This is a genomic window from Sulfitobacter litoralis (genome assembly GCF_900103185.1).
Taxonomy (GTDB): Bacteria; Pseudomonadota; Alphaproteobacteria; order Rhodobacterales; family Rhodobacteraceae; genus Sulfitobacter; species Sulfitobacter litoralis.
On record NZ_FNJD01000001.1, the window covers coordinates 124,520 to 146,326 of the forward strand.

At 60.8% G+C, this 21,807-nt stretch carries 18 protein-coding genes; 8 read left to right on the forward strand and 10 right to left on the reverse strand.

The window, feature by feature from the left end; translation table 11 throughout:
- Window positions 1-47: 47 nt before the first annotated feature.
- Entirely contained in the window at window positions 48-1,706 is a 1,659-nt protein-coding gene (locus BLQ98_RS00630) for an NAD+ synthase (RefSeq protein ID WP_093731426.1), read from the reverse strand.
- Between the two features lie 173 nt (window positions 1,707-1,879).
- Here BLQ98_RS00630 and BLQ98_RS00635 point away from each other — a divergent pair, with 173 nt between their 5' ends.
- Complete coding sequence (locus BLQ98_RS00635; protein ID WP_093731427.1) at window positions 1,880-3,415, forward strand: 2-isopropylmalate synthase; 1,536 nt, start codon at window positions 1,880-1,882, stop codon at window positions 3,413-3,415.
- On the opposite strand, the gene BLQ98_RS00640 is transcribed toward BLQ98_RS00635, so the two are convergent.
- A complete protein-coding gene (locus BLQ98_RS00640) occupies window positions 3,412-4,941 on the reverse strand; it encodes a cryptochrome/photolyase family protein (RefSeq protein WP_093731428.1) in 1,530 nt (509 codons plus the stop codon). The two genes, BLQ98_RS00635 and BLQ98_RS00640, sit on opposite strands and share 4 nt — an antisense overlap.
- A complete protein-coding gene (locus BLQ98_RS00645; protein WP_093731634.1) occupies window positions 4,935-5,600 on the reverse strand; it encodes an SDR family NAD(P)-dependent oxidoreductase in 666 nt (221 codons plus the stop codon). The genes BLQ98_RS00640 and BLQ98_RS00645 overlap by 7 nt, the downstream gene beginning before the upstream one ends.
- A gap of 265 nt (window positions 5,601-5,865) precedes the next feature.
- Between BLQ98_RS00645 and BLQ98_RS00650 the strand changes: the two genes are divergently transcribed.
- Window positions 5,866-7,434, forward strand: a complete 1,569-nt coding sequence (locus BLQ98_RS00650) for a 2-isopropylmalate synthase (protein ID WP_093731429.1) — start codon at window positions 5,866-5,868, stop codon at window positions 7,432-7,434.
- An 85-nt stretch (window positions 7,435-7,519) separates the two neighbouring features.
- Here the strand turns inward: BLQ98_RS00650 and BLQ98_RS00655 are convergent, their stop codons facing one another.
- Together BLQ98_RS00655 and BLQ98_RS00660 are read right to left on the reverse strand one after the other, a co-directional pair.
- Window positions 7,520-8,383 (reverse strand): porin, encoded by an 864-nt coding sequence (locus tag BLQ98_RS00655; RefSeq protein ID WP_093731430.1) that lies wholly within the window; start codon window positions 8,381-8,383, stop codon window positions 7,520-7,522.
- Between the two features lie 146 nt (window positions 8,384-8,529).
- Window positions 8,530-9,114 carry a VOC family protein gene (locus BLQ98_RS00660; protein WP_093731431.1) on the reverse strand — a complete coding sequence of 195 codons (585 nt, stop codon included), beginning with the start codon at window positions 9,112-9,114 and terminating at the stop codon, window positions 8,530-8,532.
- 173 nt (window positions 9,115-9,287) lie between these two features.
- On the opposite strand from BLQ98_RS00660, the gene BLQ98_RS00665 reads away from it, so the two are divergent.
- Genes BLQ98_RS00665 through BLQ98_RS00690 form a run of 6 tightly spaced genes read left to right on the forward strand, consistent with a single transcriptional unit; the run spans window position 9,288 to window position 15,961 of the window.
- A complete protein-coding gene (locus tag BLQ98_RS00665; protein ID WP_093731432.1) occupies window positions 9,288-10,334 on the forward strand; it encodes a rod shape-determining protein in 1,047 nt (348 codons plus the stop codon).
- Between the two features lie 59 nt (window positions 10,335-10,393).
- Entirely contained in the window at window positions 10,394-11,299 is a 906-nt protein-coding gene (gene mreC / locus BLQ98_RS00670; RefSeq protein WP_093731433.1) for a rod shape-determining protein MreC, read from the forward strand.
- A complete protein-coding gene (locus tag BLQ98_RS00675; RefSeq protein ID WP_093731434.1) occupies window positions 11,296-11,931 on the forward strand; it encodes a rod shape-determining protein MreD in 636 nt (211 codons plus the stop codon). The genes mreC and BLQ98_RS00675 overlap by 4 nt, the downstream gene beginning before the upstream one ends.
- A 10-nt stretch (window positions 11,932-11,941) precedes the next feature.
- Complete coding sequence (gene mrdA / locus BLQ98_RS00680) at window positions 11,942-13,885, forward strand: penicillin-binding protein 2 (protein WP_093731435.1); 1,944 nt, start codon at window positions 11,942-11,944, stop codon at window positions 13,883-13,885.
- Window positions 13,882-15,021 (forward strand): rod shape-determining protein RodA, encoded by a 1,140-nt coding sequence (gene rodA, locus BLQ98_RS00685; protein WP_093731436.1) that lies wholly within the window; start codon window positions 13,882-13,884, stop codon window positions 15,019-15,021. Before mrdA ends, rodA begins: the two co-directional genes overlap by 4 nt.
- A 7-nt stretch (window positions 15,022-15,028) precedes the next feature.
- Window positions 15,029-15,961, forward strand: coding sequence for a 2-hydroxyacid dehydrogenase (locus tag BLQ98_RS00690; RefSeq protein WP_093731437.1), 933 nt, complete (start codon window positions 15,029-15,031; stop codon window positions 15,959-15,961).
- A 114-nt stretch (window positions 15,962-16,075) separates the two neighbouring features.
- On the opposite strand, the gene BLQ98_RS00695 is transcribed toward BLQ98_RS00690, so the two are convergent.
- The 5 genes from BLQ98_RS00695 to phnL all read right to left on the reverse strand — a co-directional run bounded on the left by BLQ98_RS00695 (window position 16,076) and on the right by phnL (window position 21,805).
- Window positions 16,076-18,091, reverse strand: coding sequence for a M3 family metallopeptidase (locus tag BLQ98_RS00695; RefSeq protein ID WP_093731438.1), 2,016 nt, complete (start codon window positions 18,089-18,091; stop codon window positions 16,076-16,078).
- A gap of 87 nt (window positions 18,092-18,178) precedes the next feature.
- Window positions 18,179-19,228: a HesA/MoeB/ThiF family protein gene (locus tag BLQ98_RS00700; RefSeq protein ID WP_093731439.1), complete on the reverse strand. Its 1,050-nt coding sequence runs from the start codon at window positions 19,226-19,228 to the stop codon at window positions 18,179-18,181.
- 182 nt (window positions 19,229-19,410) lie between these two features.
- Window positions 19,411-20,553, reverse strand: a complete 1,143-nt coding sequence (locus BLQ98_RS00705) for an alpha-D-ribose 1-methylphosphonate 5-triphosphate diphosphatase (protein WP_093731440.1) — start codon at window positions 20,551-20,553, stop codon at window positions 19,411-19,413.
- Window positions 20,550-21,125, reverse strand: a complete 576-nt coding sequence (gene phnN / locus BLQ98_RS00710; protein WP_093731441.1) for a phosphonate metabolism protein/1,5-bisphosphokinase (PRPP-forming) PhnN — start codon at window positions 21,123-21,125, stop codon at window positions 20,550-20,552. The genes BLQ98_RS00705 and phnN overlap by 4 nt, the downstream gene beginning before the upstream one ends.
- The gene (gene phnL, locus BLQ98_RS00715) at window positions 21,122-21,805 is read right to left on the reverse strand and encodes a phosphonate C-P lyase system protein PhnL (RefSeq protein ID WP_093731635.1); all 684 of its coding nucleotides are present in this window, start codon (window positions 21,803-21,805) and stop codon (window positions 21,122-21,124) included. Before phnL ends, phnN begins: the two co-directional genes overlap by 4 nt.
- Between the last annotated feature and the right edge of the window lie 2 nt (window positions 21,806-21,807).

The window sequence follows — 21,807 nt, forward strand, 5'->3', positions numbered from 1 at the left end:
ACAGCGCGGCGTCATTGTCTAGATAACGTGCGGCATCGCCCGCGTGATCAACTGGGGTCGCGCCAGCGGTTCACGATGGGATAGCGGCGGTCCAACCAGAACGCGCCCTTGGTCAAACGGGGACCGGGTGCGGACTGAAACCGTTTGTATTCACTGATATAGAGCAGGTGTTCGACCTTTTTGGCAACATCGCGGTCAAAGCCCGCTGCCACGCAATCGGCGATGGACCCGTCGTCGTCGACAAGGATCGTCAGCATCGCATCCAGATCGGGATAGTCGGGCAGGCTGTCGCTGTCCTTCTGATCCTCGCGCAGCTCGGCCGAGGGCGGCTTGTTGATGATGCGCGGCGCAATCACCTCTCCCTCTGGGCCCATCATCCAGTCGCGGTGGTTCTCGTTGCGCCAGCGGCAGCTGTCAAAGACGCGGGTTTTATACATATCCTTGATCGGGTTATACCCCCCCGCCATGTCGCCATAGATCGTGGCATAGCCCACCGCGACCTCTGACTTGTTGCCCGTGGTCAACAACATCTCGCCGAACTTGTTACTGACCGCCATCAACAACAGCCCGCGCAGGCGCGACTGGATGTTTTCCTCGGTCAGGTCGGGTTCGGTGCCGTCAAACAGCGGGGCCAGCGTGTCGGTGATCGCGGCACGGCCCTGCGCGATCGGCACATAGTCATAGCGGCAGCCAAGCGCCTTGGCGACGGATTCAGCATCATCAAGAGAGGCTTGGGACGTATATTCGGACGGCAGCATCACACAGCGCACATTGTCAGCGCCAAGCGCATCCACAGCGATCGTGGCCACAATCGCCGAATCGATGCCGCCCGACAGGCCCAGCAACACTTTCTTAAAGCCGGTCTTGCCCATGTAGTCGCGCAAGCCCTGCACCATCACGCGGTAGTCCTGCTCAAGCTCCGATGGCATCGGCACCTTCTCGCCCTCGACCACGCGCCAGCCTTCCGGGGTCTGCTCAAGGTCGACATGGGTGATTTGCGCGTCAAAGGCCGGCATTTGAAACGCCAGCTTGCCGCCGGGGTTCAGCGCAAAGCTCGCCCCGTCAAAGACCTGATCATCCTGACCGCCCACCATATTGAGGTAAATCAGCGGCAGTTCAGTTTCGACCACACGGGCGACCATATGGTTCAACCGCGTCTCGAACTTGCCGCGATAATAGGGCGATCCGTTGGGCACCAACAGAAACTCCGCCCCGGTTTCGGCGAGTGTTTCGGCCACATCGGGGTGCCACGCGTCTTCGCAGATCGGGCTGCCGATGCGGGTATCGCCGACGGCGTACGGCCCGCCCAAAGGCGCGCTGTCGAAAATACGCACCTCGTCAAAGACAGTCTCGTTTGGCAGGTTGTGTTTGAACACGCGGCTGGCGATCTTGCCGCCTTTGAGGATCACATAGGCGTTATAAAGCTTGGCCCCTTCGACCCAAGGTGCGCCAATGGCCAGCGCGGGCCCATCAGCACAATCAGCGGCCAGCGCTTCGAGGTGGGTCATGACATCCAGCTGGAACGCCTGCTTCATCACAAGGTCTTGGGCATTGTATCCGGCCAGAAACATTTCTGGCAAAGCGACCAGATCGGCATCGGCCTCTTTGCCTTGGGCCCAGGCATCCCGCGCGAGGTCTGCGTTTCCGGCCAAATCCCCGACGGTGGGGTTCAACTGGCCAAGCGTGATGCGAAAACGCGATGTCATGAGGCGATCCTTCGATAATCTACGCAAGTGATGTAGCAGATCACGCGCCAAGTAAAAGACCAAGGCGCACCGCCGGGCAAAAGACGATTGCCCCCTCGCAGGCCATTGAATAGGCTAAGCGTTAACAAACTCGCCCGCCGCTCTTGGCCGCACTCTCTTTTGAAAGTTGCTGTATGACGAAATTGAACCTGACCCCGCTGATCCTTTGCCTTGGGCTGCTGCCCTTCACCGCACTTGCGCAAGACGGCGAAGTACAAAGCAAGCAATACGACGATGGTGGCGTCTATGAGGGGACGTTTAAAGACGGCGTTCAGCACGGGACAGGCACCTATACGCTGCCCAACGGCTATGAATACGAGGGCAATTGGGTCGACGGAGAGATCAAGGGAAAAGGCGTCGCGCGCTTTCCCAACGGATCGGTCTACGAAGGCAACTTTGAAAAGGGCAAGCCGGACGGGTTCGGCAAGATCACCTTTGCTGACGGCGGCACTTACGAGGGCGAATGGGAAGCCGGCGCGATCACCGGTCAGGGCATCGCACAATATGCCAATGGCGTGCGTTACGAAGGGTCGTTCCGCAATGCAAATCACCACGGCAAGGGCGTTATGCAGTCCCCCGGCGGCTATGAGTATCAGGGCGACTGGGTGGACGGCGTCAAGCAGGGCGTGGGCAAGATCACCTACCCCGATGGCGCGCTGTATGACGGTGACATCGTCGATGGCGACCGCAATGGCACCGGCACACTGACCATGCCTGACGGGCTGACCTATACCGGCCAGTGGAAAGACGGACAGATCGACGGCACCGGCACGCTGACCCAGCCCAATGGCGACATCTACGAAGGCGATCTGGTCGCCGGCCAGCGCCAAGGCACCGGCAAAGTGACCTACGCCACGGGCGACATCTACGAGGGCAGCTTTGCGGAAGACCGCCGCGAGGGACAGGGCACATTCACTGGCACCGATGGCTATGTCTACACAGGCTCTTGGGTTGCGGGAAAGATCGAGGGGATGGGCAAGGTAACCTACCCCGACGGTTCAGTCTACGAAGGCAGTTTTCGCGATGATCTGGCAGACGGTCAGGGCAAGATCACCTATCCGGACGGATCAACCTATGAAGGATCATGGGTCGTTGGCGTCATCGAAGGCCAGGGCCGTGCGACCTATCCCAATGGCATCGTCTATGAGGGCGGGTTCAAGAATGCCCGCAATGATGGTCAGGGTGTAATGACCTATGCCGACGGCTATAAATACGATGGCAGCTGGAAAGACGGCCAGCGCAGCGGCATGGGCACGGCGACCTATCCTGATGGCACCGTCTATACCGGCAGCTTTGCCGACGGGTTGCGCGATGGCACCGGCAAGATCACCATGCCCGACGGGTTCACCTATGACGGCCAGTGGTCCGGCGGAGAAATCGACGGCGCCGGCACCGCGACCTACCCCAACGGTGATATCTATGACGGGTCGTTCGAGGGCGGCAAACATCAGGGTCAGGGCACCATGCGCTATAAAACGGGCGAGGAAGTCTCGGGCCAGTGGGTGAATGGTGCATTGCAGGAAACGGGCGCGGCCCCTGCCGAGGATACTGGCGCCGCGACCACGCCTGACGCTACGGATGAGGCCACGGATGACGCCCCAGCAGAGTCCGAGACTCCGTCAGAGGCACCTGCCGACAGCACGGACGAGGCAGACAGCAACGACGGTTAAACCACCTCGCCCGCGTCCAGACGGGCGAGCAGGGCATCCCCTTCGGCCAGAACCGTCTTGCGTTTGTCGGCGTCCATCCGGTCCCATGTGCGGTACATATTGCCCATACGTGGATTGTTCGAGAACCGGTCGCGATGCCGGTCAAGAAAGTGCCAGTACAACAGATTGAACGGGCAGGCTTTTTCGCCCGTTTTCGCACTGACCGAATAATGGCAGCTTTTGCAGTGGTCCGACATGCGGTTAATGTAAGCCCCCGACGAGACATAGGGCTTGGACGCGATGACACCGCCATCGGCAAACTGGCTCATGCCGATTGTGTTCGGGGCCTCCACCCATTCGAACGCGTCGGCGTAGACGGCCAGATACCATTCATGCACCTGCGCCGGATCAATCCCCGCCAGCAGGGCAAAGTTGCCTGTCACCATCAGCCGCTGAATATGATGTGCATAGGCCTGCGTCTTGGTCTGCCCCACCGCCTTGGCCACACAATGCATCCGTGTTTCGCCACCCCAGTAGAACCAAGGCAGGGCGCGGTCATGCCCTAGGACATTGCGACTGGTATAGTCAGGCCCCTCGAGGAAATAGATGCCGCGCACATATTCGCGCCAGCCAATGATCTGCCGGATGAACCCTTCGGCAGCGTTGATCGGCGCATGACCTGCGGCATAGGCGTCGGCGGCGGCCTTGCAAATCTCGGTTACGTTCAGCAGCCCGATGTTGAGGTAGGGCGACAGGATCGCGTGATACAGGAATTCATTCTCGTTCAGCATCGCGTCTTGGTAATCACCAAACCGCGGCAGGGCGTTCGCGATGAAATGGTCCAGCGCCTGCAAGGCCTCTGCACGGGTGGTGGCGAACCAGAACGGCTCCAGATCCCCGAAGTTATCGCCGAAACGCGCCTGCACCAGATCGAGCACCTCGCGGGTGGTGGCATCCGGTTCAAACCGCAGGGGGCCATCGACGGTCACATCATCGGGCGCCGCCTTGCGGTTGTCGTGATCAAAGTTCCACTTGCCGCCAGCGGGTTGGTCTCCGTCCATCAGCAGGCCGGTCTTGCGGCGCATCTCGCGGTAGAAATACTCCATCCGCAGCGCCTTGCGCCCCTCGGCCCATGCCTCGAATTCGGCATGCGATGCGAGAAAGCGGTCGTCGGGCAGCAGATGCACCTTCAGCGGGGCGTCTTTCAGCTTGTCGATCAAGCGCCACTCCCCCGGCTCTGTCGCCAGAACCTCGCTTGCCCCCGTCTGCGCGGCACGGCGCAGCAATTCCCCCACGATAGAGCCCGCGTTTTCCGTATCGTCCAGCTGCGTATAGGCGACGGTCCAGCCGTCCGCCTCTAGGGCTTGGGCAAATTTGCGTATCGCGGCAAAGATCAGGGCGATCTTTTTAGGGTGATGCCGGACATAAGCCGCCTCGTCCGCGACTTCGGCCATGACGACGGTGTCACGCGTTTTATCCGCCTGTGCCAACGCGCTAAGCGTTTCGGTCAGCTGGTCGCCCAGAACCAGCACCAAGCGCCCTACCATGGCACCGGCTTTCCGGCCCAGTCAAAGAATTGGCCTGTGTCCGCAGGCGTCAGCCCGTCGATCACCGCCAGCAGATTTTCCGCCGCCTCCGACGGTGCGACAGCGGGATGGCGGGCAAGGTATTTCGCGGTAAATTCGGTTTTGACCGTGCCGGGGTGCAGGGCAACGCAGATGCTGTGCTTGTGGCTGCGCGTCAGTTCAATCGCGGCAGTGTGCACAATCTGGTTCACCGCCGCCTTGGCGCTGCGGTAGCTGATCCAGCCGCCGATCCGGTTGTCCCCGATCGACCCCACCCGCGCCGAGAGCACGGCAAACACGCACGCCGTGTCGCGCCGCAGCAGGTCACCCGCATGGCGCAACACCAGCGCGGGGCCGACGGCGTTCAGCGCGAATTGGTCCATCATCGCATCGCGGCTGATGGATTTGATAGATTTTTCGGGCGCAGCGCCGTTTATCTCAAGCGCGCCGGTGGCGACCAGCACCACGTCGAACGGCCCGCCCACAGCGGTGATGTGGCGATCCACGCTTGTCTCGTCGGTGATGTCGAACCCGTCCACCGACCGTGACAGCCGCGTGACCGCATCGCCGCGCGCCTCGTAGGCGGCGGCCAAGGCGGCACCGACACCGCCCGAAGCCCCTATAATCAAAACCTGTTTCATGCAGGGAAACCTAGCGGAAAACAGCCCCCCTTCAAGCGCGGGAAAAAGGGCGCAGAAAAACCCTTCCCATTTGCGAATGCGCGGGTATAACTTGTCGCCATGACACACGCCGATCATATGTCGATCCTGCCGCGCCACTGCGCGACTTTCCTGCGTGCCAACCTACTGCTCCTAATCCGCCTCTGAGCGTGCCATCCGGCGCGCCCGCTCAGAGGGATGTGCCGCGCGCCACGGATTTAGACAGCAGAATGAAAGAACCCAAAAGATGACAGATACTACACAACAAGACCGCGTCTTGATTTTCGACACGACATTGCGCGATGGCGAGCAATCCCCCGGTGCCACCATGACCCACGCCGAAAAGATAGAGATCGCGGGCCTGCTGGACGAGATGGGCGTCGACGTGATCGAAGCCGGTTTCCCCATTGCTTCCGAAGGGGATTTCGCCGCCGTCAGCGAGATCGCGAAACTGTCGAAGACTTCGGTCATCTGCGGCTTGGCCCGCGCCCAGTTTGGCGACATTGATCGGTGCTTTGAGGCGATCAAACATGCCGCACAGCCCCGCATTCACACGTTTATCGGCACCTCGCCGCTGCACCGTGCCATTCCGAACCTCACGATGGACGAAATGGCGGACCGCATTCACGAGACGGTCACCCACGCGCGCAACCTGTGTGACAACGTGCAATGGTCCCCGATGGATGCCACGCGGACAGAGCTGGATTACCTTTATCGCACCGTGGAAATCGCGATCAAGGCAGGGGCCACCACGATCAACATCCCCGATACCGTGGGCTATACCGCACCACGCGAAAGCGCTGATCTGATCCGCAAACTGTTGGAGAACGTGCCCGGCGCGGACGAAATCGTCTTTGCCACGCACTGCCATAACGACTTGGGCATGGCGACCGCCAACAGCCTTGCCGCCGTCGAAGCGGGCGCGCGTCAGATTGAATGCACGATCAACGGCCTGGGCGAACGCGCGGGCAACACCGCATTGGAAGAGGTCGTGATGGCCATGAAGGTCCGCAACGACATCATGCCGTTCCAGACCAAGATCGACAGCACCAAGCTCATGAACATCTCGCGCCGCGTGGCTGCGGTGTCCGGCTTTGCCGTGCAGTTCAACAAGGCCATCGTCGGCAAGAACGCCTTTGCCCACGAAAGCGGCATTCACCAAGATGGCATGCTGAAAAACGCCGAAACATTCGAGATCATGCGCCCCGAAGACGTGGGCCTGACCGAAACCAACATCGTCATGGGCAAACACTCTGGCCGTGCAGCGTTGCGTTCAAAGCTGGAAAACCTCGGCTATGAATTGGGCGACAACCAGTTGAAGGACGTCTTTGTCCGCTTCAAGGAACTGGCCGACCGCAAGAAAGAGATCTACGACGACGATCTCATCGCCCTGATGCGCACCGCGACCGACCCTGAAAGCGACCGTATTGTGCTGGGTAGCATGACCGTGGTCTGCGGCACCGAAGGTCCGCAAAAGGCCGAAATGACCTTGAGCGTTGATGGCGTCGAAGCAAAAACGTCGCAGACCGGTGATGGTCCTGTGGATGCGTCGTTCAACTGCATCAAAGCGCTGGTCGAGCATTCAGCGCGCTTGCAGCTGTATCAGGTACACGCCGTGACCGAAGGCACCGACGCGCAGGCGACGGTTTCTGTACGCCTCGAGGAAGACGGCCGGATCGTCACAGGGCAGTCAGCGGATACCGACACGGTTGTCGCATCGGTCCGCGCCTATATCCACGCGCTGAACCGCCTGCTGGTGCGCCGCGAGAAAGGCGGCACGGACAAGCGCGAGATCAGCTATAAGGACGTGGGCTGAACCATCGGCACCACGGCCCCGAAGATGCAAAAAAGGCCCCCGATTTCGGGGGCCTTTTCTTTGTCTGTCGTCTTGTTAGCGCAGATTAGAAATCTGTCAGACCTGCAAAGGAACCTGTCGCGCTCGAGAAGATGTTGCCCAACGAACGACGCTTGGATGTGCGGCGGCCCAGTTCGTAGTTCACGCCGAATGTCACTTGATCCACGTCTGCGCCACTGTCGAAGTCCAAGCGGCCCAGGGCCAGCTCTACGTTCGCACCGGGGGTGAATTCATACTGACCACCGATGGTGATCGCACGTACATCTTCCGAACCCAGATCAAGGAAACCGACAGAACCGATGGCCGAAAAACCGTTGGCGAATTCATAACCGCCTGCAACGGCGACGATGCTCAGATCGTCCAGTTTCACCAGATCGGCCTGCACGTTGTATTGCGCAACGTCATAGTCGGCGTAGGCAGCGTACAGTGTTTCGTCTTCGATGTGAACGAGGTCCAGACCGACGGTGCCTGTGGGTGTTACATCCCAAGCGGCGAAAATGCTGAAGGTCATGTCGTCCAGATCAGAGGAATCACCGATCGCGGCACCAAAAGTGTGTGCGCCTGACTGATACATCCCGAAGAGGCTGGTCACATCGGCATCCATCCCCGCAAGGTCGAAACGCGAGTAGTCCAGACCGATGTTGAACCCGTTGGCCAGCGCGTATTCAACGCCCACGGTACCCAGTTCAATGTCGACGCCTTCGATGTCGATGTTCGACAATTCGCCCGAGAAGATGAAGTTGTTGTAGCGGTATTCGATGCCACCGCCCAAGGATTTCACGTCGATCGTGCCTGCGCCGTCAACGTCAAAGTCGTGAAGCTTCGCGAATGCTGCGCCATAGGTCAGTTCGGCTGCAGCGGCGGTTGCCGACACGCTCAAGACGGAGGCGATAAAAAGATTACGGATCATGCTGGTTCCTTCACACAATTTATGATTGCTCGTGTGGCAGCTCTTAGGCGCGGCGGAATCCGCCTGCAACCACCAAGAGAAATCACCGTCATGATGCGTTTGAATGTGGTATTTTTGACCCGCCTGTATTCGGTACCGGACGGCCTTTAGCGATAGGGGTTCTTTGCGCTGCGATCCTCTGACAGGGACCTCTGCGAGCGCTTTACGATCATCACGGTGGCATCGGCCAGATGCTGGCGTTCGATGTGGTGATCGCCGCGGGCAACGCGCAGTTTATGCGCTTCGAGCATGACCTCGGCATGGGATGACCCGCGCGGCGGAATAAAGGTATAGCAGGCCAGTTCGATCAGGAACCCAAGCGGATCCTTGAAATAGATCGAATGCATGAACCCGCGATCCTTGACGCCGGAATTGCCGATCCCGCGTTCCTTGAGCCGATCCTGCACCTGGTCGAACATGGCGCGGTCGACTTCAAACGCGACATGGTGCACGCAGCCTGCATCGGTTGGCGTGCGGTTGTGCACGGGGTTGCGGTTTTCATTGGTAAAGATCGTGATCAAACGGCCATCGCCGGGATCAAAGTACAGATGTCCTTCGTCGGGATCGTCCAGATTTGGCTGGTCAAAGATAAACGGCATGCCCAGCAACCCCTCCCAGAAATCAATACTGGTCTGACGATCCGCGCCCATTAAAGTGATGTGATGCACACCAATAACTTGAATCTTCTGCATTTCTCGCATCCCCGTTTATCTGCCCTGACGGAAACCATAGCGCAGCGGCGGCATCATGCCACCCCAAAGGTCAACCCCCCTTTCGTCTTTGACGTCATCAGCCTATAAGCCGATGAGCCCGGGACTTGTCAGAGTCGACGGGCCAAAATGAATTTTTGCAAGGTCCGCTGCTCATGTCCTTTTTTGATCAATTCCGTGGTATGTTCTCGTCCGATATGGCCATCGACCTCGGGACCGCGAACACGCTGGTTTACGTCAAAGGCAAGGGCATCGTTTTGTCGGAGCCGTCGGTCGTGGCCTATCACGTCAAGGACGGCGTCAAAAAGGTACTTGCGGTGGGTGAAGACGCAAAGCTGATGCTGGGCCGGACCCCCGGCAGCATCGAAGCGATCCGCCCCATGCGCGAAGGCGTGATTGCCGATTTCGACACCGCCGAAGAGATGATAAAACACTTCATTCGCAAGGTGCATAAACGGTCGACCTTTTCTAAGCCCAAAATCATCGTCTGCGTGCCACATGGCGCGACGCCGGTCGAGAAACGTGCGATCCGCCAGTCGGTGCTGTCTGCAGGTGCACGCCGTGCCGGGCTGATTGCCGAACCGATTGCCGCCGCGATTGGTGCAGGCATGCCGATCACCGATCCAACCGGTAACATGGTCGTTGATATAGGTGGCGGTACAACAGAGGTTGCAGTGCTGTCGCTGGGCGACATCGTTTACGCACGCTCCGTACGTGTCGGTGGGGATCGCATGGACGAAGGGATCATCAACTACCTGCGCCGCCAGCATAACCTGTTGATCGGCGAGACAACTGCCGAGCGGGTGAAAACCTCTATCGGGACGGCGCGGATGCCTGACGACGGACGTGGCACCTCGATGCATATCCGCGGACGCGACCTGTTGAATGGCGTCCCCAAAGAGATCGAAGTGACCCAAGCCCAGATCGCCGAAGCGCTGGCCGAGCCCGTACAGCAAATCTGCGAGGCCGTGATGACCGCGCTTGAGACCACTCCGCCCGATCTGGCAGCCGATATCGTGGACCGCGGCGTCATGCTGACCGGCGGCGGCGCGCTGCTGGGAGATCTTGATCTGGCACTGCGCGAACAGACCGGGTTGGCCATTTCTGTGGCGGACGAGCCGTTGAACTGCGTGGCTTTGGGCACCGGCAAGGCGTTGGAGTACGAAAAACAGCTGCGCCACGCCATCGACTACGACAGCTAACCCAACAGCTCGGGATGCGGCAGGACGGCGCGGCCCTCGCGGTAGGAAACGTATAACGCATGGCCATCGACCGATCCTCTTCGAACGATTTTGGGCGCCCGTTGCGCCGCTTGTTGCTGGCCGTGATCGTGCTGGTGCTGGCTGGTATCTTTCTGCTGTGGCGGATCGACAGCCCTCGTGTGGAGCGGTTTCGCGCCCAGATCACCGATCGCTTTGTCCCTAATCTGGAATGGGCCATGGCACCGGTTACCGGTACCGTAAACCTGTTTCGCGACTTCCAAAGCTATCAACGGCTGACCGTTCAGAACCAGGAACTGCGTTCCGAGCTGCGCAAGATGCAGACCTGGAAAGAAGCCGCCTTGCAGCTTGAACAGGAAAACGCGCGCCTGCTGGACCTGAACAAGGTCCGCCTGGACCCGCGCCTGACCCATATTACCGGCGTGGTACAGGCAGACTCGGGCTCGCCCTTCCGGCAATCGGTGTTGCTGAACGTCGGTGCGCGGGATGGCATCGTCGATGGTTGGGCGACCGTGGACGGCATCGGGCTTGTGGGCCGTATCTCTGGTGTGGGGGAAAATACCGCGCGCGTGATACTTGTGACCGACACCTCAAGCCGGATACCAGCCGTAATTCAGCCGTCGGGGCAACGGGCGATTATCGCGGGCGACAATTCAGCCGCACCGCCGATTGATTTCCTTGAAAACCCTGATTTGGTGCGCCCCGGTGATCGCGTCAGCAGTTCGGGCGACGGTGGTGTCTTTCCCGCCGGCATCTTGATCGGTCAGGTTGCCGCTGACCCGGGAGGGCGGCTGCGCGTGCGGCTCGCGGCTGACTTTGAGCGGCTGGAGTTCCTACGCGTGCTGCGCCACCACGGGTCTGAAAAGGTAAACGAAGACGCGGCGGTCATTCGCGAAGACGGGCCCCGCCTGATCGCGCCTTTGCCAATCGCACCCGAGACTGAATGATGGATGATCTGTCGACCCTGCGGTTATGGCTGATGCGCGCGGCGTTTCTGCTGTTGGCGCTGGTGCTGCTGTTTTTCCATCTGCTGCCGCTTGATACCCAGCCGATCGCATTGTTCGCGCCTGACCTGTCCCCCCCCCTCGCGACCATCGACCCCGCAGAGGCGCGGCTGCGCGCGTTGCTGGATCAAGGCAGCGACCGCATCTGGATTGCCCCCGATCTGTTGATCGCCTTTGCGCTGGCGTGGTCTGTGCGGCGGCCCGACTATGTGCCTGCGGTGCTACTGGCTGTTGCGTTTCTGATGACCGATCTGCTGCTGCAACGGCCCCCGGGCCTATGGGCGCTGCTCGCGCTGCTGGCATGCGAAAACATGAAGACCCGCGGACGTACCCTGCGCGACAGCACCTTCGGCGCCGAATGGCTGGCGGTGTCGCTGTGGCTGATCGGCATTTTGATACTGAACCGGATCGTGTTATCTTTGCTGCTGGTCCCGCCGCCCCAATGGTCGCTTAGCCTGCTCGAGCTGGGCATGACGATCCTGACCTATCCGGCTGTGGTGTTCGTGACCCATGCGTTGATGGGCGTGCGCAAATCCGCCCCCGGTGATCTGGACAGTATGGGCGGTCGCTCATGAGGAGAGCAGAATGAGACGCAGCAGAGCCGATAGCGACGCCAGCCACTCAAAGCTGAGCCGCCGTGCTGTATTGCTGGGCGGCGCACAGCTGTTGTTCATGGGCGGGCTGGCGGCTCGGATGAACTACTTACAGGTCGATCAGGCCGATCAGTTTCGCCTGCTGGCCGAAGAGAACCGGATCAACATCCGGCTGATTCCGCCGGCGCGTGGCGAAATTTTCGACCGCAACGGGGTGCGGCTGGCGCAGAACGTGCCGTCCTACCGTATCGTGATCGTGCGCGAAGACGCCGATGATGTCGACGCGGTGATGCAACGTCTGGGAGAAGTGATCGACCTTGACCCCGAAGTACGCGCACGCGCAATGGCCGAGATCAAGCGCTCTGCCCCGTTCCTGCCCGTCACTGTCGCCGACGATGTCAGCTGGGACGAGGTCAGCCGCGTATCAGTGAACGCCCCCGCCCTGCCCGGTGTCAGCCCCGAAGTCGGCCTGACCCGTGTCTATCCGCGCGGATCGGATTTTGCCCATATCGTTGGCCGGGTGGGCCGCGTCAGCCAAGCCGATCTGGACGCGCTGGAAAACCCTGATGCAGTTCTGCGTATCCCGCGGTTCCAGATCGGCAAGATCAACGTAGAGGCCCGCCAAGAATCCCTTTTGCGGGGTTCTGCCGGTACCAAACAGGTCGAAGTCAACGCCACCGGCCGCGTGATGCGCGAACTGGCCCGCCGCGAAGGGCAGTCCGGTGCTGATATTCAGCTGACCATCGATTCCAATTTGCAGAACTTCGTACAGGCCCGACTGGGTGACGAAAGCGCTGCGGTGGTGATCATGGATTGTGACAACGGCGATCTGGTCGCAAACGCATCGTCGCCCAGCTATGATCCGAACCTCTTTATCGGGGGGATTTCGTCGGCCGATTACAACCCGCTGCTGCAATCCATCTACCGCCCGCTGGTGAACAAGACTGTGCAGGGCACCTATCCGCCCGGATCGACCTACAAGATGGTCGTCGCCATGGCCGCACTTGAAGACGGCATCGTCGGCCCCGAGGAAACCACATACTGCCCAGGGCACCTCGAAGTGGGCGGACGCCGGTTCCACTGCTGGAAACGCGCAGGGCACGGCTGGATCGACCTTGAAAACTCGCTCAAGCAATCCTGCGACGTCTATTACTATGATCTGGCGATGAAAGTCGGGATCGAGAAAATCTCGGCCATGGCAAACCGCTTTGGGCTGGGATGGAAACATGACCTGCCACTGTCCTCTGTTGCGGCAGGTCTGGCCCCGACGAAAGCATGGAAACAAAGCGCGCGTGGCGATTCATGGGTGATCGGGGATACGGTGAATGCCTCTATCGGGCAGGGCTTCACGCTCAGCTCGCCACTGCAACTGGCGGTGATGACGGCGCGGCTCGCGACCAACCGCGCCGTGGTCCCGCGGCTGATCAAATCGATCGACGGCGTCGAACAAGCCAGCGGTGCGGGCGAGCCCTTGGGCATGAATGAAAACAACATGCGTCAGGTCCGCAAAGGCATGTATTCGGTGGTCAACGACCGGCGCGGTACAGGCTACCGGTCGCGGGTCATCGCCGACGGGGTGCGCATGGCGGGTAAAAGCGGCACCAGTCAGGTGCGCAACATCACCGCCGCCGAACGCGCGCGCGGGGTCAGCCGCAACGAAGACCTGCCTTGGGAACGCCGTGACCATGCGCTGTTCGTCGCCTTCGCCCCCTTTGACAAGCCGCGCTATGCAGTATCGGTGCTGGTGGAACACGGTGGCGGCGGATCGACCGCAGCCGCCCCCATCGCCCGCGACGTCATGCTGCAAGCGATCTATGGCGGAGAGCCCCCGCTGGACGCCTACCCCACCGCCGACCGTGGCCGCATCGCCGAGCAGCAAAAAGCCCTGCGCGCGATCCAGCCCCAAGCGGATTTCAGCGGGAAAGACCAAGCATGAGCTACCTTGAATATACGGTCAAACATGTCCCCACAGGCTTTGCCAAGATCCTGCATCTGAACTGGCCGCTGACCATCCTGCTGGCTGCTGTTTCGGGGGTGGGGTTCTTAATGTTGTATTCGGTCGCAGGGGGCAGTTTTAATCCTTGGGCTGAACCGCAAATGAAACGCTTTGCGCTCGGCATCGCGCTGATGATTGCCGCCGGTATGGTGCCGATCTGGCTTTGGCGGAACCTTGCGGGCGTGGCCTATTTCGGCACGGTGATCCTGCTGATCGGGGTCGAACTTTTCGGCGCGGTCGGCATGGGTGCGCAGCGCTGGATCGAGCTCGGATCGTTCCGCCTGCAACCGTCAGAACTGATGAAGATCACGCTCGTGATGATGCTGGCGGCCTATTATGACTGGCTCCCGCCCAAGAAGACCTCGCGGCCGCTGTGGGTGTTACTGCCGGTCCTGATGATCTTGATCCCCACAGCGCTGGTGCTCAAGCAGCCCGATCTGGGCACCGCGATCCTGTTGATGGCCGCCGGCGGCGGGCTGATGTTTCTTGCAGGGGTGCACTGGGGCTATTTCGCGGTCGTTATCGCAGGCGCGGTGGGGCTGGTGTCGGCGGTGTTCCAGTCCCGCGGCACCCCGTGGCAACTGATCAAGGACTACCAGTTCCGGCGGATTGATACCTTTATCGACCCCAGCACCGACCCGTTGGGCGCGGGCTATCACATCACCCAATCCAAGATCGCGCTCGGCTCTGGCGGGTGGACCGGTCGCGGGTTCATGCAAGGCACCCAGTCGCGCCTGAACTTCCTGCCCGAAAAACACACAGACTTTATCTTTACCACGCTGGCCGAGGAATTCGGCTTTGTCGGCGGGTTCTCCCTGCTGGGTCTCTATGCGCTGATCATCGTCTTCTGCGTCGCTGCGGCGCTGATCAACAAGGACCGTTTTTCGTCGCTGCTAACCCTTGGTATCGCGCTGAACTTCTTTTTGTTCTTTGCGGTGAACATGTCGATGGTGATGGGGCTGGCACCCGTTGTCGGTGTGCCGCTGCCGCTGGTCAGCTACGGCGGGTCGGCAATGCTGGTGTTGCTGCTGGCCTTTGGCCTTGTACAATCGGCGCATGTCCACCGCCCCAGATAGGAAACCTATGTCCCTGAACGTCCTTTTCGCCGCCCGCCCCGAACGTTGGGTGACGTATGAAGCCCCCCTGCGTCAAGCGCTTGATGCCGCGGGGATCACGGCTCACCTATCAACGGATATCACCCCGCAGGACGTGGACTACATCGTCTATGCACCCAATAGCACGCTACAGGATTTCACTCCCTACACGCGGGCCAAGGCGGTGCTAAACCTCTGGGCGGGGGTAGAAAATATCACCAACAATGACACGCTGCATATCCCGCTGGCGCGGATGGTGGATCCGGGCCTGACCAAGGGCATGGTTGAATGGGTCACGGGCCATGTGATGCGCTACCATCTGGGGCTAGACACGGACATTCGCAAGACGGACACCGATTGGACCCCGCGCACCCCGCCGCTGGCACAGGAACGTCAGATCACCATTCTGGGCCTTGGTGCCTTAGGCGCGGCTGTGGCCGAGACATTGGTGTCTCTGGGTTTCAACGTCACCGGCTGGTCGCGCAGCCCCAAAGAGATTTCAGGCGTGACCTGTCTGCATGGGGACGACGGGCTAAGAGATGCCCTACACAGCGCCGAGATCGCGGTCCTGCTGCTGCCCAACACCCCTGATACCGAGAACACGCTGAACGCCGAAACCCTAGCGCAGATGCCCAAGGGCGCGTTTATTATAAACCCAGGCCGTGGGGCGTTGATCGATGACGACGCGCTGCTGGCTGCGTTGGATACCGACCAGATCGCCCATGCCACGCTGGATGTGTTCCGCATCGAACCGCTGCCTTCCGAGCACCCCTATTGGGCGCACCCCAAAGTCACTGTTACCCCCCATATCGCCGCTGAAACCCGCGCCAACACAGCAGCACAGGCCGTCGTGGAAAACATCCGCCGCGGCGAATCCCAAGAGCCTTTTTTGCATCTGGTGGACCGCGCCAAAGGCTACTGAGCCGCCCCGTATCGAGGGCGGGATTTGAGTTTATTTGGCAAAATGAAGCTGCAGCCCTGCGCCCCTTCATTTTGCCTCTTAAACTCTCGCCGAAGGCAGGTCAGCTGCGGGCGCTCAGCCCGCTGTCAGACCGCGCCCTTTCAACAAAGCCTCTACCCCCGGCAATCTGCCGCGGAACGCCTTGTACAGCTCCGCCGCATCCTGACTGCCGCCGGTCGACAGGATGTGTTGCTCTAGTGCCGCCGCGCGGCCGGGATCAAAGGCGCCGCCGGCTTCTTCAAAGGCGGCAAAGGCGTCTGCGTCCATCACCTCGGACCACATATAACTGTAATAGCCGCTGGAATAGCCATCGCCTGAAAAGACATGGGCAAACTGCGGCGTGGCGTGGCGCATGGTGATCGCGTCGGGCATCCCCAGATCGGCCAGAACCTGTGCCTGTTTCGCCAGGGGGTCAGCGGGTGCCGCGCCATCGTGGAATTCAAGATCCACCAGCGCAGAGGCGACATATTCGACCGTGGAAAACCCCATATCAAAGTTTGCAGCCCCCAAAACCTTTGCAAGCATTTCTGCCGGCATCGGTTCGCCTGTCTTGGCGTGTGTGGCGTACTGGCTCAGGACCTCGGGCACCTCCAGCCAATGCTCGAACAGCTGGCTTGGCAGTTCGACGAAATCACGGGCGACCGATGTACCGCTAACGGATTCATAGGTCACGTCCGACAGCATCTGGTGCAGCGCATGGCCGAATTCATGGAAGAGCGTGCGGGCGTCGTCGTAGGACAGCAGCGCAGGCGATGCTTTGGCAAAGTTGCACACGTTCATCACCACCGGCGACTGCACCTCGGGGAATTTAGCCTGAGACCGCATGGCGCTGCACCACGCGCCAGACCGTTTTGACCCGCGCGCAAAATAGTCACCGATGAACACCGCCACATGTTCGCCGTTGCGGGTCACTTCCCACGCGCGACAATCGGGGTGATAGAGCGGCACGTCGAGGGGTTTGAATTCGAGAGAAAAGAGCCGTGTGGCGCAGTCGAAGGCCGCGTCGATCATCCGGTCCAACTGGAAATACGGTTTCAACGCGGCTTCATCGAGATCATGTTCCGCCACCCGCCGTTTTTGCGCATAGTAGCGCCAGTCCCACGGGGCCAGATCGCCGTTTACGCCATCGTCGTGCATCATGCGGGTCAGCACCTCGGCGTCCGCCTCTGCCTGTGCTTTGGCCGGTGCCCAGACATCCATCAGCAGCTGGCGCACGGCCTTTGGCGTTTTCGCCATCTCTGTTTCCAGCTTGTAGGCGGCAAAGTTGTCATAGCCCAGCAGCTTGGCCCGTTCCTCGCGCAGCGCAAGGGTTTCAGCAGCGATGCCGCGGTTATCGGTCTCATTGCCGTTGGCCCCACGCGCCTGCCACGCCAGAAACGCCTTTTCGCGCAGATCGCGACGCGGCGAGAATTGCAGAAACGGCGTGATCAAAGACCGCGAGAGGGTAATGACCGGCGCGCCCGCCTCTTTTTCTTCGCCAGCAGCGCGGGCGGCATCGATGACGAAGTCGGGCAGCCCCTCCAGATCGGATTCTTCCAGCGGCATGAACCAACTGCGTTCATCGGCCAACAGGTTCTGGGTAAACTGTGTCCCCAGCACGGCAAGCCGGTTCTTGATCTCTTTCATCCGCGCATCCGCCGTCCCGTCCAACGCCGCGCCTGCGCGGACAAAGCCGCGGTGGGTCAGCATCAGCACCCGTGCCTGCTCTGGCGTCAGGTCAAAGCTGTCGCGGTTTTCCCAGACCGATGCGACCCGCGCGAACAGCGCCTTGTTGCTTGAGATGTCAGAGAAATGCGCCGACAGCAGCGGCGAGAATTTGCGTTGCAGGTCTTCGCGCACGGGGTTGCTATCGGCCCCTGCGACGGTGAAGAACACGCCCAACACGCGGTCAAGCTGGCTGCCTGCTTCCTCGAGCGCCTCGATCGTGTTTGAGAATGTCGGCTCGTATTCGCACGCGGCGATGGCTTCGATTTCCATGCGGTGCGTCTGCAGCGCCTCGTCCAGCGCAGGGGCGAAATCATCGTCGGAGATCTGGTCGAAGGGGGCAATCTCGAACGGGGTGTCCCAATCATGTAGCAACGGGTTTGTCATGGCGGTCTCCTTTACGGGTCAAGCTATGCACTGCAGCAGGGCAATACAATCGCAATAGCCGCGCGCGGAACCCCCATGACGGGTCGTCTATTCGCCCGCGTCGCCACAGATCGGGCAGTCGTCGCGCTTGGAGACACCGATCACGCGGTTCTCGCCATAAAGCGCGTCATACATCAGCATTTGACCGCGCAGCGGCGCACCGGCACCGGTGATAAGCTTGATAGCCTCGGACGCCATCATCGCACCGATCACACCGGGCAGCGGGCCAATTACACCAGCCTGCGCACAGCTGGGGGCCAGATGTGCCGCAGGGGCCTGCGGGAAGATGCATTGGTAGCAGGGCGCACCCTTTGAAGGGTCAAAGATGCTGAGCTGCCCTTCCCATTGCGACAGTGCGCCCGAAATCAACGGCAGCCTTGCGGCGACGCAGGTGCGGTTCACCAGATAGCGGGTGTCGAAATTGTCGGTGCCGTCCAGCACCAGATCGTAGTCGGCGAAAAGCTCTGCCGCGATGTCGTCGGTCAGGCGGCGATGGTAGGGGCGCACGGTGACAAAGGGGTTCTGTGCCTCCATCTCGGCTTGGGCTGAAAAGACCTTGGGGGTGCCGATGGCGCTGTCCTTATGGATCACCTGCCGTTGTAGGTTAGCGTTTTCAACGATGTCGTCATCGATCACGCCGATGGTCCCGACACCGGCAGCCGTCAGATATTGCAGCACCGGCGCCCCAAGCCCACCTGCCCCGATGACCAGAACCCGCGCTTGCTTGAGCGCCTTTTGACCCGATCCGCCGACTTCGCGCAGCACGATATGACGGGCATAGCGGTTCAGCTCGGTCTCTGAAAACGTGCCGGTTTGCGCGGCGGGTTTGGTGTCGTTTGCGGGTTCGGCCCGCGCACGCAAGCGGTTCAGCCCCCAGCCATAGCCAAAGATCAGTAGCAAAAATCCGGTCAGCAGTAGCCAAGGCGCCGCCGTACCCCCCGTCGCGACACGCAAGGGATGCGTCGCCGGCAGCAACAGGTTCAAGCCGATCACCAGACCAAACACCATGCCCAACATCACGACCCGTCGTTCGCGTGGCTGGCCAAACGCGGCCCCCGCGCCCCAGATCAGCGCGGCCAGTCCCAAAACCAGCAGCATCAGGCGGCCCCGTCTGAGGCGCGCAGTTTTGGTTGCGTATGTGATTGGCGCATAAGGCCCCCGCTTTGTTTTTCGGGTATTCAGACCCTAAAGCGGCAACCTAAGCATTTTTCCGCCGACACCAACCCAAAACGTAAACGGGCAGGCCCGCAGAGCGGCAAGCGTCGCACCGCTGCATCAGGTTAAAAGACACGCGCCCCCTCGACCCATGTTTCGTGCAGGATCGGCAACCCGTCGAGTCGCGCGAACCGGATCACATCGCCACGTGCCCCGACTTCAAGCGTCCCGCGATCCATCAAGCCCGCACGATGTGCCGGAGCGCGGGTCACCGTCGACAGACCACGCGACAGATCGCCCCAAAGATCGCCCAATTGGAGCGCCGCGATCAACAGCCCCGCGGGCACATAATCCGACGAAAGAATATCAAGCCGGTCTGCCTTGGCCAGATCGAGCGCTGCGACATTGCCGGAATGGGACCCCCCGCGAATGACATTCGGCGCGCCCATAATCGTCGCGATCCCGTTGGCGTGGCAGCGGTTGGCGGCCTCTACGGTGGTGGGAAATTCGGCCAGCCGTACCCCGTAGTCGTGACTGGTATCGACTTGCTCTGCCGTGGTGTCGTCATGACTGGCCAGTGCCGCGCCATAGCGGGCGGCAGCCGCAACCGTCGCGGCCTCATGGGCTTTGCCGTACTGCTTTTGCACGTCGTAAAGATACGCGACATGGCGCTGGAACGCGGCTGCGTCAAAGCTGTGTTTGCCGCGCACGTAGGCCTCGAATTTCGACAGGTCCCGAAACTGGCGCTGACCAGGGGTGTGGTCCATCATAGACACAATGCCCACGCGATCCTCGGGGCCGAACTCTGCCAGCTCTTCGGCCAGCGTTTCCGAACAAATCTCGGCGCGCAGGTGGATGTGGTGGCTGATCCGCAAGGCGCGGGCATCGCGCATGGCCAGAATGGTATCAACCATGCCGCGCGCGTATTTCTGATACTGATGCTCGGCCGAAATCATCGACCCCACGCGGATCGCATCAAACACCGTGGTGATCCCGGTCCCGGCGAGCTCTCGGTCATGGGCGAGGATCGCGGCGCGGTGCGGCCAGTCGACCTTGGGGCGCGGCGACATGTGCCGTTCAAGGTTATCGGTATGCAGTTCCACCAGGCCGGGCGCGATGTAATCCCCCTGCATGTCCCGCGCGCCCTTTGGCACGGCGGCGCCGGTATCGATATTGGTGATCACCCCATCTGCAATGCGGATCGCGCCGGTTTCGACCCTATCGCGCAGAATCAGACGGGCATTGGCGAAAATCGTCTCTTGGGTCATGGCTTTATCTTCTGATTGGATTGGCCAGCCGTACAGGCTGTTTGGGAAAGATGCTGGCGTATTGTGGCAACGGTCTGCGCCAGCGGGCCGTTATTACAGATAACCTGGTGGCGCATACCCGACGGCATCGCGAAATCTGCCCGCGCCAAGCGACGCTCGATCTCGTCTGCGTCCTCGCGGTTTCGCGCAGACAGACGGGATGCAAGCACATCGCGATCCGCGCGCAGCAGGATGACACAGAACCGCGCGAACAAAGCCTGCGCCTGTGGCAAAACGGCCCGCGACAGGTTCACCATCACGTCACGCCCCTGCGCCACCTCCAGTGCCACAGACTGCGGGATACCGTAGTGCCACCCGTGCGCATGCCAGCTAAGAATAAACGCGCCGTCATGCTCGGCCTTCCGAAAGGCACGTTCCGACACGCCGTCAAAATCCTCGCCGCCCAGCGCGGTGGGACGCGAGATCACGCGTCGGGCGAGCACGAGCGACGGGTCTGCCGCAGCCAAACCTTCCATCACGCTGTCTTTGCCAACGCCCGAAGGACCGACGACCGCAATAAACCGTCCCCTCATGCGGCCAGCCCCGGCGTGTACTGCGTCACATCAAACTGGCGGTCGCATATCTCATCGCGGGCGGCGTGGTCATGGAAGATACCAATGATCGCAGCGCCCCGCGCCTTCGCCTCGGCAATCATCGCAAGCACGGTGGCACGGTTTGTCGGGTCAAGACTGGCGGTAGGTTCATCCAGCAAAAGCGCCGGATAGGGATAGGCAAAACCGCGCGCGATATTCACGCGCTGCTGCTCCCCGCCAGAGAAGGTCGTGGGGCTCAGCTGCCACAGGCGTTCGGGGATGTTCAGTCTGTGTAACAGGGTTTTTGCCTGCGCCTCGGCCGTCGCTCGGTCCGATCCGGTCGCCATCAGCGGCTCGGCCACTACATCCAGTGTCGAGACACGCGGCACGACCCGCAGGAACTGGCTGACATAGCCCAACGTCGTGCGGCGCAGCTGGATCACCTGGCGTGGTGCCGCGGTTACGACATCCAGATCGCCTACCATAATCCGGCCCGACTGGGTCAGATAATTGCCGTAAATCATCCGCATCAGGGTCGATTTGCCGGCCCCCGACGCGCCCACCAAGGCAATACATTCCCCCTGTGCCACCGACAGCGACGCCCCCGCCATAACAGAGATTTCGGCAGCCCCCTGATTGTGCAGCACAAAGGATTTCGATACGTTTTCAACAGTAATCATCG

Coding starts and splice junctions, on each gene's coding strand:
- BLQ98_RS00630 (WP_093731426.1), bottom strand. CDS start 1,706: ATGACATCGCGTTTTCGCATCACGCTTGGCCAGTTGAACCCCACCGTC.
- BLQ98_RS00635 (WP_093731427.1), top strand. CDS start 1,880: ATGACGAAATTGAACCTGACCCCGCTGATCCTTTGCCTTGGGCTGCTG.
- BLQ98_RS00640 (WP_093731428.1), bottom strand. CDS start 4,941: ATGGTAGGGCGCTTGGTGCTGGTTCTGGGCGACCAGCTGACCGAAACG.
- BLQ98_RS00645 (WP_093731634.1), bottom strand. CDS start 5,600: ATGAAACAGGTTTTGATTATAGGGGCTTCGGGCGGTGTCGGTGCCGCC.
- BLQ98_RS00650 (WP_093731429.1), top strand. CDS start 5,866: ATGACAGATACTACACAACAAGACCGCGTCTTGATTTTCGACACGACA.
- BLQ98_RS00655 (WP_093731430.1), bottom strand. CDS start 8,383: ATGATCCGTAATCTTTTTATCGCCTCCGTCTTGAGCGTGTCGGCAACC.
- BLQ98_RS00660 (WP_093731431.1), bottom strand. CDS start 9,114: ATGCAGAAGATTCAAGTTATTGGTGTGCATCACATCACTTTAATGGGC.
- BLQ98_RS00665 (WP_093731432.1), top strand. CDS start 9,288: ATGTCCTTTTTTGATCAATTCCGTGGTATGTTCTCGTCCGATATGGCC.
- mreC (WP_093731433.1), top strand. CDS start 10,394: ATGGCCATCGACCGATCCTCTTCGAACGATTTTGGGCGCCCGTTGCGC.
- BLQ98_RS00675 (WP_093731434.1), top strand. CDS start 11,296: ATGATGGATGATCTGTCGACCCTGCGGTTATGGCTGATGCGCGCGGCG.
- mrdA (WP_093731435.1), top strand. CDS start 11,942: ATGAGACGCAGCAGAGCCGATAGCGACGCCAGCCACTCAAAGCTGAGC.
- rodA (WP_093731436.1), top strand. CDS start 13,882: ATGAGCTACCTTGAATATACGGTCAAACATGTCCCCACAGGCTTTGCC.
- BLQ98_RS00690 (WP_093731437.1), top strand. CDS start 15,029: ATGTCCCTGAACGTCCTTTTCGCCGCCCGCCCCGAACGTTGGGTGACG.
- BLQ98_RS00695 (WP_093731438.1), bottom strand. CDS start 18,091: ATGACAAACCCGTTGCTACATGATTGGGACACCCCGTTCGAGATTGCC.
- BLQ98_RS00700 (WP_093731439.1), bottom strand. CDS start 19,228: ATGCTGCTGGTTTTGGGACTGGCCGCGCTGATCTGGGGCGCGGGGGCC.
- BLQ98_RS00705 (WP_093731440.1), bottom strand. CDS start 20,553: ATGACCCAAGAGACGATTTTCGCCAATGCCCGTCTGATTCTGCGCGAT.
- phnN (WP_093731441.1), bottom strand. CDS start 21,125: ATGAGGGGACGGTTTATTGCGGTCGTCGGTCCTTCGGGCGTTGGCAAA.
- phnL (WP_093731635.1), bottom strand. CDS start 21,805: ATGATTACTGTTGAAAACGTATCGAAATCCTTTGTGCTGCACAATCAG.